Origin of the sequence: Moritella sp. 36 (genome assembly GCF_018219415.1) — a bacterium.
Classification (GTDB): domain Bacteria; phylum Pseudomonadota; class Gammaproteobacteria; order Enterobacterales; family Moritellaceae; genus Moritella.
Genome location: NZ_CP056120.1, coordinates 1,980,751 through 1,997,311, shown reverse-complemented (window position 1 = coordinate 1,997,311; position 16,561 = coordinate 1,980,751). Strand labels below are relative to the sequence as shown.

The following is a 16,561-nucleotide window of genomic DNA, read 5'->3' as shown; positions in this document are numbered from 1 at the left end:
ATTCAAATAATTAATCTGAAATTAGAGCCTTAAATACGGTTCATTCAATACCGCCGTATTTACAGTCTTGCGGGTTCTAAATACAGCGGATATTGAGTATCAAACTCGCCACGAGGATCATCATGATAACTGGCAATAAAATGCTTGCTTTGTAGTCTCTTAGAGCGATACTGCTCAAGAATTTGCTGACGTCTATCGAGCGCAGGTAAACCGCAGACTAATGCCTGATAATTTTGAGCTAAACAGGCATTGTAAATATGTTGTAATAACACTGAAAAAAGCTGTTCATCATCATTAACAACAAGCAAACTGTGTAATGAAACATAACTCAATTTCCCCCCTGCTTTAGGTAACAGCATGCCGCCAAATAACTTGGAATAAAGGTTATTAAATAAACGCGCCACAGACATTAATTTACTATAAGCAACAAAACGGGTCTGTTTAAAGCTGCTCTGATCCCAAATGCCTGCCATCGCCACTAACTTATTATCTTCAAACATCAAATAATAGTTACTGATCACCAATCCTCGATAATATTCATCACCGTGTAATAATTTAATAAAATCATAATGAGGATAAAACTGCTTTGTCTTAGCTTGTTGCTCAAAAAACGTTTGCATCAGTTCAATGTCGTTATGATGCGCGTTACGAATATGAAACTTATGCCCTGTACTTGGGCGAGATTTTGTTAAATACAGCATATGTGTTGTCATCTCACCAAAGTCATAATATGTAGGGGTAATACTTCGCCCACTTCCCATCGAATTTAATGATGCTTCGTTATCGCTCAAAATTACCGTTTGCATCCAATCTTTGCCCATCACTTTACGATAGCATTTAAGAAGATTGAATAAAGTGCGCCCACTTTTAAAATCAGGATGAATACGTAAATCATTACCATAGCGTACATTCTGACGCTCACCATTCACATAAACATCACGGCGACCAATACTAAAAATAGCCGCAACACGCTCGCTTTCACGCTCCACTGCGACCCATACATCCGGTGTTTGAGTCACTATTTTGGTGGCCATAAAAAAATCAGGCGTACGTTCAAAATTGATTGTAATTGCACCAGATTGTGGCGTAGCTGCGATTAAATCAATCAATTCATCAGAATCATTTTCTTGAGCTGGCCTTGTATAAAATCGACTTGCCATTTACCTTACCTCTACAGCTTATGAAGTTTCATGCGCTACGATTGCGCCACACGACAGCATGGTTACGCCGCAATTGCCTCTAAAAATACATTTGGCATTTCAATATCCCAAAGTATTAAAGGCTCTATTTTGATATTGCCAACAACCATGCCACGCGCTTCACAGCGTGAGTAATAAAGCTCACGGGCATTCTGGCTACAACATATTTTCAAAGTATCCAACTGACCAAGGTCTCTGGCCAATTGGTAGTGAAAGCAAGTGTTTAACTCGGTTTCTACATTCGCTGCAACCTGCTTAATTTCCAGTTCAGAAATATCGGCATTCGGTTCACAAAGTAACAGGTAAAATGGTTTATTATTTGACGTGTTAGCCGGGACAGCAAAAACAGTTATCGCGGTTAAGTCTTGGTTTTGCTCTGCCATTTTCATCACGCCTAGCGCGATCTCAGGACTCATCTTTTCACCGACAAGATCAATACCATCTAAGCGGCCTAAAAATTCAAAACAAGGGCAATCTTGCAGAAAGCCACTCACACGTAATTTGTCCTTCATTGCATAGCGCAGCAAGCCACTGCCAGTCGTTAATATAGGACGTACCAGTTGATCTTGTTTTAGTTTCCAAGCAGGTAGTACTTCTTCCGTTTCAAGATCAATAAATTCGTAAAAATGACTACATATAGCTAATGGATACTGATTTTGGAAAGGAATCGTCACCACACCTTCTGTTGCCCATAAACCTTTTCCTTGAAAGTCAGCCTGCGGCAGTAAACACTGGAGTGTATTTGCCCACGTAGCAGATGACGATGTATCCCATGCACTAACCAGCGAGAGCTTGGGCCAAATAAGTTGTAATAACTCAGCTGAAATCCCCCCTTTCCATTGTAATAAAATCTCAGCCACTCGATGCGATTTAGGACATCTTAAACCCGGTAATGCGGGCTTTCGTTCCCCCCACTTTCCTGTTGCAAGCACAGAAACAAGCTCCAATTTATGTTTAATAATATTATCAAACAATGTCAGTGCAAAAGTCGGACTCCACACCGACAAAAACGAGAGTGACTTATCTGCAAGCAAATAACACAAGGTGGCAAACTGAGAATCTTCCGATGTATCAGCTAAGGAAACCCCTTCTGGTACTGCACTTGTCAATCCCATAAAGATTCGTTTCCACCAAGGCAATAACTTCAAATCATCATTAACGGCACCAGACATGGTACGTCGTAATTCGGTTGGAACCCAAGATAATGACCAGTAATGAGTACCCTTTAACATCCCTGGATTATGTTTATACATATCCATCATCCAAGGCGAAATAGCAGCATCAAGTTCATTCAAAAATGACTGAGTATAAGGTATCCATTTAATTTTTGATGTTGAACCACTTGTTGGTTGAAAACGTTCATTTGCTTCCATACTCAATTCATAACGGCTGCCCGCTCTCGCTTTGTCTATTTGCGGAGCCCAATCATCATACTCAGTGATAGGGACCTGACGAATAAACTCTTCATAAAATAGCGAACTTGATAAATTATATTTTTTACCCGATACACTGGGGGCAATCACTTTAAGTAATGAATTTAATTTTTCACGCTGTACCGCTTGTGGGTATGCTAACGCTTTACAAAATTGCTTGTAACCACGAGCACTCACGCTCTGCGCCGATTTATGGGTAAATTTATGTGCCATTTTACGGGTGATGCCATTTAATAACGTCATAACATGCTCCCTATTTAACTAAACGTCGAGTTAAACTAATCAGGCCAAAATCCCAATTGATATTATTATTTTGTAACCTTTTACGTAATGCTTTTTGCGCAAAGAATGTAAACATTGATACGCTAATTTCCCCAACACAAGGTAATTCTTTACCCTCTCGCCATTTGGGGTTCCGGTCTTCAAAGAATTCGATTTTAGGTACGCTGCTCTTCATTTCAGCAGTGATCTCTGCTACTTCACCGCGCAGCTTTTGATAATCGCCACCAAAGTCTAGAATTTGCTGCTGTTCATCGTAATAACTCGGGTAAAGGTGCTGGCAGTATTGCTCTACAACTGATGATAATTCACCAAACTGACCTTGATGGTGTGGATAATGTTTAGGAAAGTTATTGGCTAATAATAAATAGGTCTTATAGCCTTTAGAGATGAGCAACCAGAACAGAGGTGTTAATGGATCTTTTAACTTTTCTTTTAATAAGACTTTAACAAAACAGATCATCGCCTTATTCGAGCCCCAGTATTTACGTTCAATGATCGTATCACCACTAAAGATACCTTTAACTTCTTTCCCTTTGAGTTTGAAACGTAGTTTTTTAAGCGTACTAAAACCAACAATACGCTTAGATTTATTTTCTCGAATTAATATCAAGCCATCTTTTTCAGATAAGTCATCAAGAAATGTTGAAAAGTCAGCGTTATGATAATACTGAATAAACAGATTATGCATATCCTTAACTTGCTGTATAGAGAGACGATCTAACGTGATGTAATTTGCAAATATTTTCTTTTTTGTAGTGTCCATTTGTGATCCAATCCTTGGCAAATGTGTGAGAGTAAAGCGTGCACTCATCCAGTCTCAAGCTATCCTTAGCTTGCTGCGTTTCAGAAAATCAGTTCATCGGATTAATCTGAAAGTAAAATTAATGTATCACTAAAATATAACCGCTTGAAGTAAGTAAAACAGCCATAAATTAATAACTAAATACAAGAAAACTGGATAATAACGTTAAAATAAAAAGTAAAATAAACATTAAGTTTCAAACGAACAAATTATATAAAAACAATATTTCAACTTAGACGATTTTAAAATTGTAGTTCCGACCATTATATCTGTGGAAGAGTGACCGATATCACAGGAAAATATTGATATGGATAGAATAAACGATCTAACTTTTAAACCATTAGTATGAGTATCTACTCGTGCTTTAAATTCTGGCATTAAAACAATTTAAGTCGTTGTAACGAAAGAGCATATCCAACGACTATTAATTATTTAAGCTAGGCCATAGGGTATACCCAGGAACGATTTTAATCACTAAGACTAGGCGTTCATTTGTTCATCATTCTCAGATTGGCAATTCCAACAAACATCGAATGAGGCATCAATTTCATTACAGACTCCATTACTTAAGGTTTAGCCCTTATCACGAGGGGCTCCTTCATCACATTTTTTACAGTTAAGTTCAAAGCCTAGCATTGATTTTCGCCCCTCTAGTGTAACCACCCAAGGTCGACAAAACCAAGGTGGGTTGTGACGAACATGCTGGAAATGATCGCAGACCAGCTCGGCAACCCAATCATCTTCTTCATCTTTGTGATAACCAACTATTGGCTGCTTCATTTTACTCTCCATACTGACTCGACGAGTACTACATCGACAAGTAATAACAATACCGATCTTACTCATAAATTGAGTATACTAAAAAAGGATAAAAACATATTTAAGGTTCACATTAATTCCCCCCTATTTTACATTGAATAACACGCTATCGACGTAGAATGATTGAGTAATAGCTACATTATCAGTACAATAACACCCTACTTTCGAAAATGTTAAGTAATTACACATAACAGCGCATTAACGCTAGTTTTAATGGGTAAATGCCGCGTAATCGTATCAATTCCCTAGGATATAAATACATAATGCTTGTTGAAACTTTATTGCCTTTTATGGCGATTATTGCTGTGGCTACCTACGTACAGAGTATCGCAGGTTTTGCCTTAGGCATGATCGTAATGGGGACTGTCACAACTTTTAACCTAGTGCCTATCGCTTTTACATCCGTTGTAATTAGTAGCGTCACGCTAATGAATAGTATATTCATACTTAAAGGCTGTTTCGGGCAATTGAATAAGCGAATAGTCATTATTACTGTAGCAGGCATGTTACCAGGCATGTTTATAGGTTTAACATTACTGGAATATCTCAGCAGTTCTTTTAATGAGGTATTACAAACGATACTGGGCATTGCGATTATCGGTGCAGGGATCAGTATGATCTTAAAATCGCCACATAAAGACCGTAAGCACTCTAAAGAACCCACGTTTTTCTGTGCAGGTACTGCATCGGGTATTTTAAACGGCATGTTTAGTATGGGTGGTCCACCACTCGTCTATATTTTCTATCGCCAACCTTTTACGCTTAATCTCATTCGTTTATACCTGCTAAGTATATTTTTTGTTAGTTCAATTAGTCGTATAACGATGGTTGGGCTACGAGGTGAACTCACATTAGATATGTTACTTTTTTCCGCTGTATGTATTCCTATCGTGCTCGGTGTTAGCTGGCTTGCTAAACATTATCCACCACCGATCAGTTTAGACATTATGCGTAGAATAGCTTTTTGTATGCTAATGGTTATCGGCTCTAGTTTATTGTTTAGATAACAAGATACGTTTTAGATATAACCTTTTGTATTTCAAATTAATACCCTAAATTATGTGCGAATATTGTATCGACCAACAAAACTAAGAATAATTCAGAATTATTCGAAATGAGTAAACTCACCAGTGATCAGTTTAAGAACATTACTCTGTTAGTGCTTCCTTTGCTTTTTCCATATCAATAGCATCAGAAGCTTTTTCCTTATCAAGCGACTCATAGGCTTTTTTGTAATCAACGTTAGTACCGTCAACTGATGACTTCAATTTTTCTTTGTCGACCGAATCAGAGGCTTTTTCTTTGTCTACAGACTCTGTCAGTTTATTAAAATCGACTGCCAATGCGAGTGCGGGCATGGTTAGAGATATTGCGAATAATACAGATATGGTTTTCATTAGACCGATTCCTTGAGGATCCTATGGGTGACACAGTAAATATAGATTAGTGTTTCAAATGCTACAAAAATAACTTGAAGCACGACAACCTAAGTTGAAAGCTAGTCGGTATATTCGTTCCTCACAAGAAAAAGTAAATAAAGTAGAATAATTACTCACATTAATAATCGTTAAATTAAATATAAAATATAAAATATAAAATATAAAATATATATTGACAATTAAAACCCAACATTTCGGTTTGTTTTATTTATTAAATATGCGTTAAAACATTTAAAAGAAATAAAACCAATACAAAATACTTAAATTCAACTTCGTTCAAAAAACAACCAAACAAAACTACATAATTAAATTATCATTTATGCTAGCTTGTGCATGAAAACACATAAATGATTTTTCCATTATAAATTAGTAAGTTAAAAGTGTATTTAACTACGTAATTAATATTGAAAATAATATAGCCAGACGGCTCTAAATATAGATACGCCTAAGTATCTTAAAATATCGAGTATAAAATATATAACATGAAGAATTTTTTAAATTTATTTTTTGTATTAATGACTTCTTGCCACGTACAAGCTAATCCTCTTTCGTCTAATTTGCGACAGTACATATTGAGTAGTGACTTAGGTCAATATCATGCGACTCTTTCTGCAGAAGATTCTGATAAGTTAATTCAGACACAACTGCAAGTCGCGACTGAATGCCTTACGGATGAGGGCCAATGTGAACATGCATTATATTCACTACGGACGACAGCCGAGATAAAAGCGAACCAATTGGGATCTCCGTTATACCAACAAATGTTCTTATTTTTGCAGGATTCATATACTCAGTTAGCGCAAGGTAATGGCGTTTTTACTCCGTTAAGAATACCTGTTGCGTTTGCTCAACAACGTATTGAATTAATGCGCCAAGCAATTATAAAAACAACATTAGCCCGTAATGGTCAAACAACGCCATTAAACTATCCAGGCTCATACCCCCTTCTATTGCAGCTATATCAGGCTAACAATCCCAGTATTCTGTATGTCAGTGAATTTGATGAATCATTAGATTTAGCTAACCCCATCACTCAATCCTATAAAACACTATTAATAGCGTTGTTAAAGCATCATGCCGAAAAAGGGGTTGGACGCACGGCACTACTAAGCCTAATGGGAGACATATTTAAAGATATTGTAAATAAACAAACTGGGCGTCAGTTATGTGAACAGTGCACCACAACTTTTATTGTTGAGTACTACAGCAGTATCACGGAGCAAAAGTGGTATGAAGAGGTTGATGCGCTAGAGTATATCGCCTATCAAGTACCTGAAATTATAGAACTGGAACATCATAGAGTTGCTTTTCCACACTATTACACCCGTAATGTTGCTCAGTTCATTCTCTATTTTAAAGTGTTCTTTCATGAAAACGAATCGCTTTTTATGGTTGACCTTAATAACTTTAGTTCCTTAGATAAAACCGAACAAGATCTTATTCTTGATGATGTAGCACATCAGTTTAAACACAGATCAGTGTCTCCAAATTTTCTGCGAATATTACATACTACTTTTAGGTGGTTAACCGCAACGGGACAAATCGAGTCTATGCTATCCTCAGGTGCGGTTTTGAATGGACTTGCATCAAATCAATTTAATGCAGGTTCTCACAATAAAATCTTCGCGGTGAACATTGCAGCAAATGTCATATTAACTAAAATACCCAATATAATCTTAGGCGAAACACAGAGATATGGTTGTGCTTCTGATGAATGGGCACCACCTCAGCCATTCTATATGTTGCTGGAAGATAAGTGTGTTTACAGTCCGTCTTTTCAAACAGGTAAATTCTCAATCACTGCTTCGACGACCTATGGAGCACAAGATCAGTATGATTATGAAATATCTATTTATCATAAGCCAACTAACCAAACTCTGATGAGTAGAAAAGTCAGTAATCGGGAAGAAATTACATTGAAATATTCGACACTTGCGCCATTTAATTTAGACCAAATGGTCATGTATATTTCCAGTACCAATCCAGCTACACGCGGTGACATAGCTTCTATCCAGCTGTCTCCACAAATATTTGAAAAACAATATGGGGGGGTTATTAAAAACAATCGTTTTTATTTTGTGCAGGAATTACCAGAGCGTAAATTTTATCGACCTCGTGGGGATGAACTAGGTTGTCCAATGAGCCCACTCAATGAGTCACAGCAACAGGCATGTTTAAGTGAAAAGTTTGACCTCTATAACGCGCTCCCTGATTATTTTTATCAAAACATGACGCCTATCGGTTACATTGCGCCGTTACCAGCGATTTCTATAGAACAAGTTTTACAGCAGAGAGAAGCTGAAAGACTCGCGCTAGAGCAACAAGCCATAGAGGACGCAATGTCAGGTCAAGGATGGGGACCAGGTTCATGCCTAAGTTGTTAAACGCGAGTAGTACCAATACAAGTCTCCTCTAACGCAGACTTAAAACGGCATACAACACTATATTCGTATCTCTTAAACATGAGGCAACTCGGTAGCTATTAGCTACTGAGTTGGACTAAGAGATTACAACCCACATATATTTTATTATCGGGTTTTCCACATACGCGAATAACAATCGGCACTAAGCTATGTGTTAATATCCTGTGAACTAAAATATATAGGACTCAAATTTTCTTGTAAAATATCTTCAATTTCATTGCTTGGCACGGGCTTATAGAACAGGTAGCCTTGTCCATACTCACAACCTTCTAGATAAAGATCCTCATAATTTTCAATAAGTTCGATACCTTCAGCTACCACCTTCATACCCAGCCCATGAGCCAAATTGATAATAGTTCGAATAAAGCTCATATCTTTAGGAAGATTACTTAATTCTTGGATAAAGACTTTATCAATTTTTAGTTTCTGAAATGGCATATTTTTAAGGTGACTAAGAGAAGAATAACCAGTACCAAAGTCATCCAGTGCTAACTCAACTCCCAGATGACGTAACTTATGTAGTATTCCAGGTGAGCTTTCAATATCTTGCATTGTGGTGTCTTCAGTTATTTCGATTACCAACTGGTCTGCAGGCAAGCCAGTGGCGGATAACGTACGACTGACTATAGCCACAAGATCATATCGCGTATACATCGCAGGAGATATATTCACAGAAACTTGAATCCATGGTAGACACGCCTTTCTCCAGAGCATATTTTGTGAACATGCTTTTAGTAATACCCACTCATTTAATTTCTCTGCTAAGCCAGCCTTTTCCGCGATAGAAACGACCTCGGGCGGTGAAATGTAACCATATTGCTCATGATGCCATCTCAATAAAGCTTCAACCAAAACAATTTTTTTCGTCTTGAGGCAAACTATAGGTTGGTAGACTAACTGAAGCTGATCGTGGAGTAGTGCGACCTGTAAATTTTCTGCTAATACCCTATAACGTAAAACACTATCATTCATTTGTTGCTCAAACAATCGATAGCACACATCAGCATCTTTTTTGGAAAAATACATGGCCGTATCAGCGTTATTCAATAGCTTATCAGGATGCTCTGCATCATCAGGAAAAACACTGATACCTATGCTAACATTCGGATATACTCGGTAACCGTGGATATTTATCTCACAATTAATCTGTTCGTGAATATGCTGCGCCAACCGAACGCATTCATCAGAACTTGTAATATGCTTTTGAATAATACCGAACTCATCCCCCCCCAACCGCGCGACAACATCTGACGAGCAAACACTCTGTGCTAAACGTGAAGAGATCTCCTGAAGCAGCGCATCTCCAACAGCATGCCCTAGTCGATCATTTACCTCCTTGAATCCATTCATATCGATCATGTGAACAGCCGCACGTGAATTATTACGTTGAGCATGAGTAATAGTTTTTTTCAGGTCACGCTGAAAAAAGTGGCGGTTTGCAAGGCCTGTCAAGCTGTCATGTAATGCTTGCTTACGATTAACAGCACTCTCACGAATTAGCAGCAATACTAGAATGCAACCGCTCAGCAATAGACCGAGCAAAAAAATGTTGGCGTCATTATGAAGACTATGAACATATTTTAGACCGGCCCAAGCTCTATCCCCGGAGAAACTATTTACGTTAAATTCTCTCACTCGTGTTTGTAAAGGCTTAAGCTCTTGCACTATCCTTATCGCATTTTGATTACCCATTTTGAGGTTTAGTACCTCTGATTCTATTTCAACTAAGCGCTGTTTGATATTTCTCAGCAGTTCAATTGCACCGGGCTGACTGCGAAAATCGCGGGTTTCCTCTCCTACCGATAACACCCCAACCCTGCTCCAGAGCAGTTCGAAACGTAAATGTAAGTCTTCAGCACTCATATCATTTAAGGCTGTTCTTCTTAATGCTTGCATGAATTTGAGCATTTCTAGTTCCAACTCAGAAGCTGTCCAGCCGACAGTTTTCATCGAATGAGTTAGAATGTCAGTAACCTGGGTATAACGTTGAGTGCTGATGACAGAACTAACAGCAAACATAAGTACAACAAAAATAAGGACAAAAAGTTTAATCCTCTTCATCAATACACTTCCAAGCTGCTAAGCTGCCAAATCATCTCTTCATAGCGTTTGGTAATATCGAGCTCAGAATAATCAGATAGAGGGTAGATAATCCAGATTGGTCCCTTATCACGCACACGCATAAGAGCCCCATCAGTTCTTATTGCTAGAATTATTGGGTAGTCCTTGAGTGCTTCCAGATCAATTTCAGCATGGTAATCGTTCAAAGCTTTCCCGACTAACTTATGGCCCGAAGCCCCCACTTGTTCTAGAAGATCATTTAGTAACACACCTTCATAAACATGTAACCCTTCTGTCCAAGGTGTATAAGTAGTGATCTTAGTTTGTGGAAGTTTTTCCAGCATCTGACGATCAAAAAGAGCCTCACGATTAGCATTTGTATTTCTGATATTACCACTAATAGTAAGAATAACGGCGCCTTCTGGATTAGGTAAATCAGTGGCCATGCTTATCACCGGAAATCCTAGTAGTCCAATTAACAAAAATACCGTCACAATTTTTATCTGCATGCTGTTGATTCCTGACTACTTCAATTTCAAATAAAAGTGAGAAAAATCATACCAATGATATAGCGAAATACACTTTCATGGACTAAATGATAGAGTTAACATCCATTTATCCTTGATATTAGGAGTGTTCCGCTAGTGTATGAAAAACAGGTAACATTTTTTCATACAAGAAAAAGTAAGGCAAATCTAAAACACTAAACTGTGAATAAGGGCAAGTTTGAATTAGCCGTAGAGCGCTCGGTTCCAAGCCAGCGCGACTTGACGAAAAAAGAGTGTAATTCATTCGTTATAAGATTTTTTATCGGCCTGTAAATGTACCATAAATGCGTACATACACATTCCACAAATACCTCCCACAATCACCCCAATGGCAGAACGAACTGCGTACTCAATAATAACCGTCGAACCATGCACAATATTTGCCAATAAGACAAAAAAAGCAATGCTTATAGAATACATAAGCACACCTGCGAGTAACCGACCCTGATATTTTTCTTGGCGATTCTGACTGACCGCAAACACGTACCACACAAACAAAGCCGCGAGTCCAAATATACCCCCGCCGTATTGGTTCAACTTGTACATGGGCAACGAAAATATTTTTCTGTTCCAGAACTCACTGTTCACAACTAACGAACCGTCAAAATGACTCGTCGCATCCCACAGCACATGACTGTATGCACCGAGCAATACCCCAAACACGACTAAAAGATACGAAGACTTTCCGAATGACCAATCCCTTCGCGGCAACCGAAACAGCTCAAGAGTTGGCCCCTCGATCCACCGATACCAAACAAGTAACATTAAAAGTGACGGAAGAAGACAATAAATAAGCACCCCGAGCTCTGAATGCCCAGGCGCTTCTGTTGGACTAAGAGCGAAAAGATATGGGAAGTCTGGTGACATGCTTCCAACAACCATTGCAGCAAGCGGAACCTTTCCCCGCGCAATGACTGATACAGGTAGTGCGACTACTGCGTGTGATAATGTGTATGGCATCGTTTTATCTACCTAACAGGTTGTTATTCGGAATGACGTATAACGTGAGTTCCAGTTTAATTTCATTATCATAAACAGTACCAAATACACGATTAATTACAAATAATAACCTCAAACTGCAGATAATAAAAAACCGCAAGTAAGTTACCATTCCAAGTAACCTAACCAGCGGTTTTTATTCTAAGTGTTTATTGCTTATTTAAGTATTTATAACCCAAATATTACTTCGCGTTTTGCTCAGCTTTTTTCTTTGCTTTTTCTACGCGACGTTCATCAATGATGTGTTTAATTTCACCACCAATATGTGACTCACCACGTTTTTCAGCGAGCTCCATTTGACGTTCACGCTCAGCAAAACGGCTACGCTGTTCATCTGTCACTTGATCATGACAACGGTGACAGCTAAGACCTTTCACGTAATGCTCACTTTGCAGTTCATCTTGTGTTAACGGGTAACGACAAGCGAAGCATTGGTCACATTCACCTTGTTCTAAGTCGTGGTTTACAGAAACACGGCCGTCGAATACAAAGCACTCACCTTCCCACATCGTTTCTTCTTTTGGCACTTCTTCAAGATACTTAAGAATACCGCCATCTAAGTGGTAAACTTCGTCAAAACCTTGCTCTTTTAAATAAGCTGTCGATTTTTCACAACGGATACCACCTGTACAATACATCGCTACTTTCTTGTGTTTTTCTTTGTCCAAGTTGTTTTTCACATACTCAGGGAATTCACGGAAAGTCGCAGTATTCGGGTTTACAGCGTTTTGGAATGTACCGATCTCAATTTCATAGTCGTTACGTGTATCAATCAAAATCACTTCAGGATCAGAAATAAGTGCATTCCAATCTTTCGGTTTTACATATGTACCAACAACTTGGTTAGGATCAATACCTTCAACACCCATGGTTACGATTTCTTTTTTCAGCTTAACCTTAGTACGTAAGAACGGATTCTCATCGTTATAAGATTCTTTGAAAGAGATTTCGCCCAGACTTGGGTCTTGAGATAAAAAGCTTAATACAGCATCAATACCTGCTTGTGGCCCAGCAATTGTACCGTTAATACCCTCGGCCGCTAATAACAGCGTACCGCGAACATCTTGGCTTTCCATTTTTGCTAATAAAGGCGCGCGTAACGCTTCGAAATTCTCTAAACGTACGAATTTATATAATGCACAAACTGTAATTTGAGCGGTATTTTTTGTAGTAATTGGTGCTGACATTTGGTTATTCCCCATTGAGCTAACTAGAACGTAAATCCAGAGCTGTAGATTAAGGCGGCGATGTTAACAGAAATACCCTATAGCGACCAGAAAAATTGATGTAGATCAATAAATATCACCTAACATCCCTTATTGAAAAACTTAACCTTACACCTTAGAGGTATTTTCTATTAAATTAATCAATATGTGGCACAGTTATTGATTAACTTATTATAAGATTCGCTCATTCAAGGATGGCTATTATGATAACAAACCCGCAACTAACCGCATTTATTGAGCGTAATAAGCTAGAAACCGCTTATTTAACCGACGCTGCAAAATGGTACACAGGGCTAATATCGGCAATCAGAGCGCACCAGCATAGTGCAATAAACAGTGCAGCAACAGATATTGACCGCATAAATAAAAAACAAGCACCTGTTTTAATTGGTATTAATGGTTGCCAAGGCTCAGGTAAATCAACACTCGCCGATTATCTCGCGACCTATTTAACCAGTGTCTATAAAATGAATGTCGCGGTTCTCTCTCTCGATGATTTTTATTATAGCCACCAGCAACGTAAAAACTTATCTGAGCATGAGCATCACTTATTACAAACTCGGGGAGTGCCAGGAACACATAATTTATCACTCGCGCACAGTACCTTAGATAAGTTGCGATCTGCTAACAATAAATCAACACCAGTTGCTCTGCCTCGGTTTAATAAAACTACCGATAACCCGTACCCAGAATCAGAGTGGCCAGTAATTCATGGCGCTGTCGATGTCATTATTCTTGAAGGTTGGTGCTTAGGCGTACAAGCACAAACAGATGAGGCACTATTAGAACCTGTCAACAACCTTGAAGCGGCGAAAGACAAATACGGTGTTTGGCGTCGCTATGTGAACAACCAAATCAAACATCACTACGCTGCGCTTTATGAACGACTTGATATGTTAGTCATGCTTAAAGCGCCGAGTTTCAATACCGTTTACCAGTGGCGACTTGAGCAAGAGTTAAAATTAAAGCAGCAAGCACTGACACTCAATTCCCCACTTGACCGGGTCATGAACAAATCTGAGATAAAACTGTTTACAGCTTATTTCGAACGGCTCACCGAGCATGGATTAACGACATTACCCGCATTATGCAATTGGGTTTTTGAAATGGACAGTAGCCGCAACATAGTGCATTCATACAGTCCTCAGTCAATGCAGCTTAATCATTACCCTGCCATTTTTACAGATCTTGATGGTACTTTGCTCGATCATGACAACTACAGTTTTACGCCCGCATTAAGTACGCTCGCCAAATTAAAGCGCGCGGCAATACCCGTTATTCCAAATACCAGTAAAACTTATGCCGAATTACTCGAACTAAGAAAACAGTTAGATTTGAATGGGCCTTTTATTGTTGAAAATGGCGCTGCTATTTACATCCCAGTTAACTACTTTAGCCACCAACCTATCGGTACAATACAACAAGATGGTTACTGGGTTAAATCTCTCGTACATTCACGTGACCATTGGTTATCACTACTTCCGACTGTGCCTGTCGAATTAACCGCGTTGTTTACCGGTATGAATACCATGACACTTAACGACATTGTTGATGCGACAGGATTGGATGAGGCAAGCGCAGCGCTTGCAAGTCAAAGAAAATATGGCGAACCCGTACTCTGGAAAGGTAATGCAGCTCAGAAACAAATGTTCATCCAACACTTAAAGAAACAAGGCGCGACGATTTTAGAAGGCGGACGTTTCCTGCATGTTTGTGGCGATTGTAACAAAGGCAAAGCAATGAATTGGTTAATGAATCAATTTAAATTATTTAACCCACAGCAAACACCTTACTCTATTGCAGTCGGTGATGGGAACAATGATATTGCCATGTTAGAAGCTGCGCAATATGCCGCAATCATTTTATCTCCAGTGCATACCCCACCAAAATTAAAACGTAAACAGCACTTAATCACGAGTAAAAATACAGGGCCAACAGGCTGGGCTGAAGTGCTAGCAAAATTATTACCCAAGCTATTACCTGAGCGGCCACCCAAACTATTACCGAAGGTATTACCTGAGTTTGAACTAACAACAGTTTGAATTTTGAAACATCAATTCAATTCTTCGATTCAAATATTTAAGGAAGGTTTATCATGGCTGATTTTTATCAAAATGGTGTAATTACAACACTGCATAACCTAAACCAGCGTCCATTAGAAGCAATGGAAGCAGAACTCACTGAATTTTCAAAACTGCGTCCTATGTCGTTAATTCTCCCATCACTATTCTCAGAGTTGGAAGGGAAAGCACTGCCTAATATTATTAATCATTTACAAGATGTGCCGTATTTAAACGAAATTGTGATCGGCTTAGACCGCGCGAATGAAGAACAATATAAACACGCGTTAAAATTCTTCGGCGCATTGCCACAACATCACCGTATTTTGTGGAATGATGGCCCTCGCCTGCAAGCACTTGATGCTGAACTCGCAACACTGGGCTTAGCGCCCAAAGAATTAGGCAAAGGCCGTAATGTCTGGTACTGCATGGGTTACACACTTGCATCGGGAAAATCAGAATCAGTGGCGTTACATGATTGCGACATTCTAACGTACGACAGATCACTACTAGCACGTTTGATTTATCCCGTAGCTAACCCACAATTTAACTATGAGTTTTGTAAAGGTTTTTACGCTCGCGTTGCTGACGGTAAGATTAATGGTCGTGTTTCTCGGCTATTAATAACGCCATTATTACGTTCGCTTAAACGCGTTGTCGGCCATAACGATTACCTTGAATACATGGATAGTTTCCGTTATCCGCTCGCTGGTGAGTTTTCATTCCGTAAAGACGTACTTAACGATATTCGCATCCCAAGTGACTGGGGATTAGAGATCGGGGTATTGTCAGAGATGCACCGTAATTATTCTCATAATCGATTATGCCAAGCTGATATTGCTGATGTATACGATCACAAACATCAAGATCTATCATTGGATAATAAAGATGGCGGTTTGTCAAAAATGTCTATTGATATTACCAAGGCATTCTTCCGTAAGTTAGCTACCCAAGGTCATACCTTCACCAATGAAAATTTCCGCACTATCAAAGCAACCTATTACCGTATCGCCTTAGATTTTGTTGAAACTTATTATAACGACGCGGTGATGAATGGCTTAACTCTCGATATTCACTCAGAAGAAGAAGCGGTTGAAATGTTTGCGCAGAACATCATGATCGCAGGGCAAAACTTCCTCGAAAATCCAATGGAAAAACCATTTATGCCTAGCTGGAACCGCGTAATATCGGCAATGCCTGACGTATTAGAACGCCTCAAGGAAGCCGTTGAATTAGATAGAGCAGAGTTCATCTCTTAACTATAAGTTGT

The 16,561-nt window shown here is 38.9% G+C and carries 13 protein-coding genes; 4 read left to right on the top strand and 9 right to left on the bottom strand.

The window, feature by feature from the left end:
• Positions 1-59: 59 nt before the first annotated feature.
• The 4 genes from HWV03_RS08990 to HWV03_RS08975 all read right to left on the bottom strand — a co-directional run bounded on the left by HWV03_RS08990 (position 60) and on the right by HWV03_RS08975 (position 4,496).
• Positions 60-1,160: a hypothetical protein gene (locus HWV03_RS08990; protein WP_211679393.1), complete on the bottom strand. Its 1,101-nt coding sequence runs from the start codon at positions 1,158-1,160 to the stop codon at positions 60-62.
• Between the two features lie 62 nt (positions 1,161-1,222).
• Positions 1,223-2,875, bottom strand: a complete 1,653-nt coding sequence (locus HWV03_RS08985; RefSeq protein ID WP_211679392.1) for a GH3 family domain-containing protein — start codon at positions 2,873-2,875, stop codon at positions 1,223-1,225.
• 10 nt (positions 2,876-2,885) lie between these two features.
• Positions 2,886-3,677 carry a hypothetical protein gene (locus HWV03_RS08980; RefSeq protein WP_211679391.1) on the bottom strand — a complete coding sequence of 264 codons (792 nt, stop codon included), beginning with the start codon at positions 3,675-3,677 and terminating at the stop codon, positions 2,886-2,888.
• Between the two features lie 612 nt (positions 3,678-4,289).
• Positions 4,290-4,496, bottom strand: coding sequence for a DUF3565 domain-containing protein (locus tag HWV03_RS08975; protein ID WP_211679390.1), 207 nt, complete (start codon positions 4,494-4,496; stop codon positions 4,290-4,292).
• Positions 4,497-4,798: 302 nt separating this feature from the next.
• On the opposite strand from HWV03_RS08975, the gene HWV03_RS08970 reads away from it, so the two are divergent.
• Entirely contained in the window at positions 4,799-5,542 is a 744-nt protein-coding gene (locus HWV03_RS08970) for a sulfite exporter TauE/SafE family protein (protein WP_211679389.1), read from the top strand.
• 141 nt (positions 5,543-5,683) lie between these two features.
• Here HWV03_RS08970 and HWV03_RS08965 read toward each other — a convergent pair whose 3' ends face one another.
• On the bottom strand, positions 5,684-5,932 hold the full coding sequence (locus HWV03_RS08965; protein ID WP_211679388.1) for a hypothetical protein: 249 nt from the start codon (positions 5,930-5,932) through the stop codon (positions 5,684-5,686).
• 524 nt (positions 5,933-6,456) lie between these two features.
• Here HWV03_RS08965 and HWV03_RS08960 point away from each other — a divergent pair.
• Positions 6,457-8,358: a hypothetical protein gene (locus tag HWV03_RS08960; RefSeq protein WP_211679387.1), complete on the top strand. Its 1,902-nt coding sequence runs from the start codon at positions 6,457-6,459 to the stop codon at positions 8,356-8,358.
• A gap of 186 nt (positions 8,359-8,544) precedes the next feature.
• On the opposite strand, the gene HWV03_RS08955 is transcribed toward HWV03_RS08960, so the two are convergent.
• The 4 genes from HWV03_RS08955 to trhO all read right to left on the bottom strand — a co-directional run bounded on the left by HWV03_RS08955 (position 8,545) and on the right by trhO (position 13,192).
• Positions 8,545-10,458 carry a putative bifunctional diguanylate cyclase/phosphodiesterase gene (locus HWV03_RS08955; protein WP_211679386.1) on the bottom strand — a complete coding sequence of 638 codons (1,914 nt, stop codon included), beginning with the start codon at positions 10,456-10,458 and terminating at the stop codon, positions 8,545-8,547.
• Positions 10,458-10,967, bottom strand: a complete 510-nt coding sequence (locus tag HWV03_RS08950) for a hypothetical protein (RefSeq protein ID WP_249185492.1) — start codon at positions 10,965-10,967, stop codon at positions 10,458-10,460. Before HWV03_RS08950 ends, HWV03_RS08955 begins: the two co-directional genes overlap by 1 nt.
• Before the next feature lie 279 nt (positions 10,968-11,246).
• Positions 11,247-11,966: a DUF4184 family protein gene (locus HWV03_RS08945; protein WP_211679385.1), complete on the bottom strand. Its 720-nt coding sequence runs from the start codon at positions 11,964-11,966 to the stop codon at positions 11,247-11,249.
• 221 nt (positions 11,967-12,187) lie between these two features.
• Entirely contained in the window at positions 12,188-13,192 is a 1,005-nt protein-coding gene (gene trhO, locus HWV03_RS08940) for an oxygen-dependent tRNA uridine(34) hydroxylase TrhO (RefSeq protein WP_211675041.1), read from the bottom strand.
• Positions 13,193-13,434: 242 nt separating this feature from the next.
• On the opposite strand from trhO, the gene HWV03_RS08935 reads away from it, so the two are divergent.
• Positions 13,435-15,273, top strand: a complete 1,839-nt coding sequence (locus tag HWV03_RS08935; RefSeq protein WP_255547137.1) for an HAD-IIB family hydrolase — start codon at positions 13,435-13,437, stop codon at positions 15,271-15,273.
• Between the two features lie 53 nt (positions 15,274-15,326).
• Complete coding sequence (locus HWV03_RS08930; RefSeq protein WP_211679383.1) at positions 15,327-16,550, top strand: glycosyl transferase; 1,224 nt, start codon at positions 15,327-15,329, stop codon at positions 16,548-16,550.
• Positions 16,551-16,561: the final 11 nt, after the last annotated feature.

Bases quoted from the DNA above. Each gene is read 5' to 3' on its own strand.
- HWV03_RS08935 (WP_255547137.1), top strand. From the start codon at position 13,435: ATGATAACAAACCCGCAACTAACCGCATTTATTGAGCGTAATAAGCTA.
- HWV03_RS08990 (WP_211679393.1), bottom strand. From the start codon at position 1,160: ATGGCAAGTCGATTTTATACAAGGCCAGCTCAAGAAAATGATTCTGAT.
- HWV03_RS08955 (WP_211679386.1), bottom strand. From the start codon at position 10,458: ATGAAGAGGATTAAACTTTTTGTCCTTATTTTTGTTGTACTTATGTTT.
- HWV03_RS08970 (WP_211679389.1), top strand. From the start codon at position 4,799: ATGCTTGTTGAAACTTTATTGCCTTTTATGGCGATTATTGCTGTGGCT.
- HWV03_RS08980 (WP_211679391.1), bottom strand. From the start codon at position 3,677: ATGGACACTACAAAAAAGAAAATATTTGCAAATTACATCACGTTAGAT.
- HWV03_RS08945 (WP_211679385.1), bottom strand. From the start codon at position 11,966: ATGCCATACACATTATCACACGCAGTAGTCGCACTACCTGTATCAGTC.
- HWV03_RS08930 (WP_211679383.1), top strand. From the start codon at position 15,327: ATGGCTGATTTTTATCAAAATGGTGTAATTACAACACTGCATAACCTA.
- HWV03_RS08950 (WP_249185492.1), bottom strand. From the start codon at position 10,967: ATGCAGATAAAAATTGTGACGGTATTTTTGTTAATTGGACTACTAGGA.
- HWV03_RS08985 (WP_211679392.1), bottom strand. From the start codon at position 2,875: ATGACGTTATTAAATGGCATCACCCGTAAAATGGCACATAAATTTACC.
- trhO (WP_211675041.1), bottom strand. From the start codon at position 13,192: ATGTCAGCACCAATTACTACAAAAAATACCGCTCAAATTACAGTTTGT.
- HWV03_RS08975 (WP_211679390.1), bottom strand. From the start codon at position 4,496: ATGAAGCAGCCAATAGTTGGTTATCACAAAGATGAAGAAGATGATTGG.
- HWV03_RS08960 (WP_211679387.1), top strand. From the start codon at position 6,457: ATGAAGAATTTTTTAAATTTATTTTTTGTATTAATGACTTCTTGCCAC.
- HWV03_RS08965 (WP_211679388.1), bottom strand. From the start codon at position 5,932: ATGAAAACCATATCTGTATTATTCGCAATATCTCTAACCATGCCCGCA.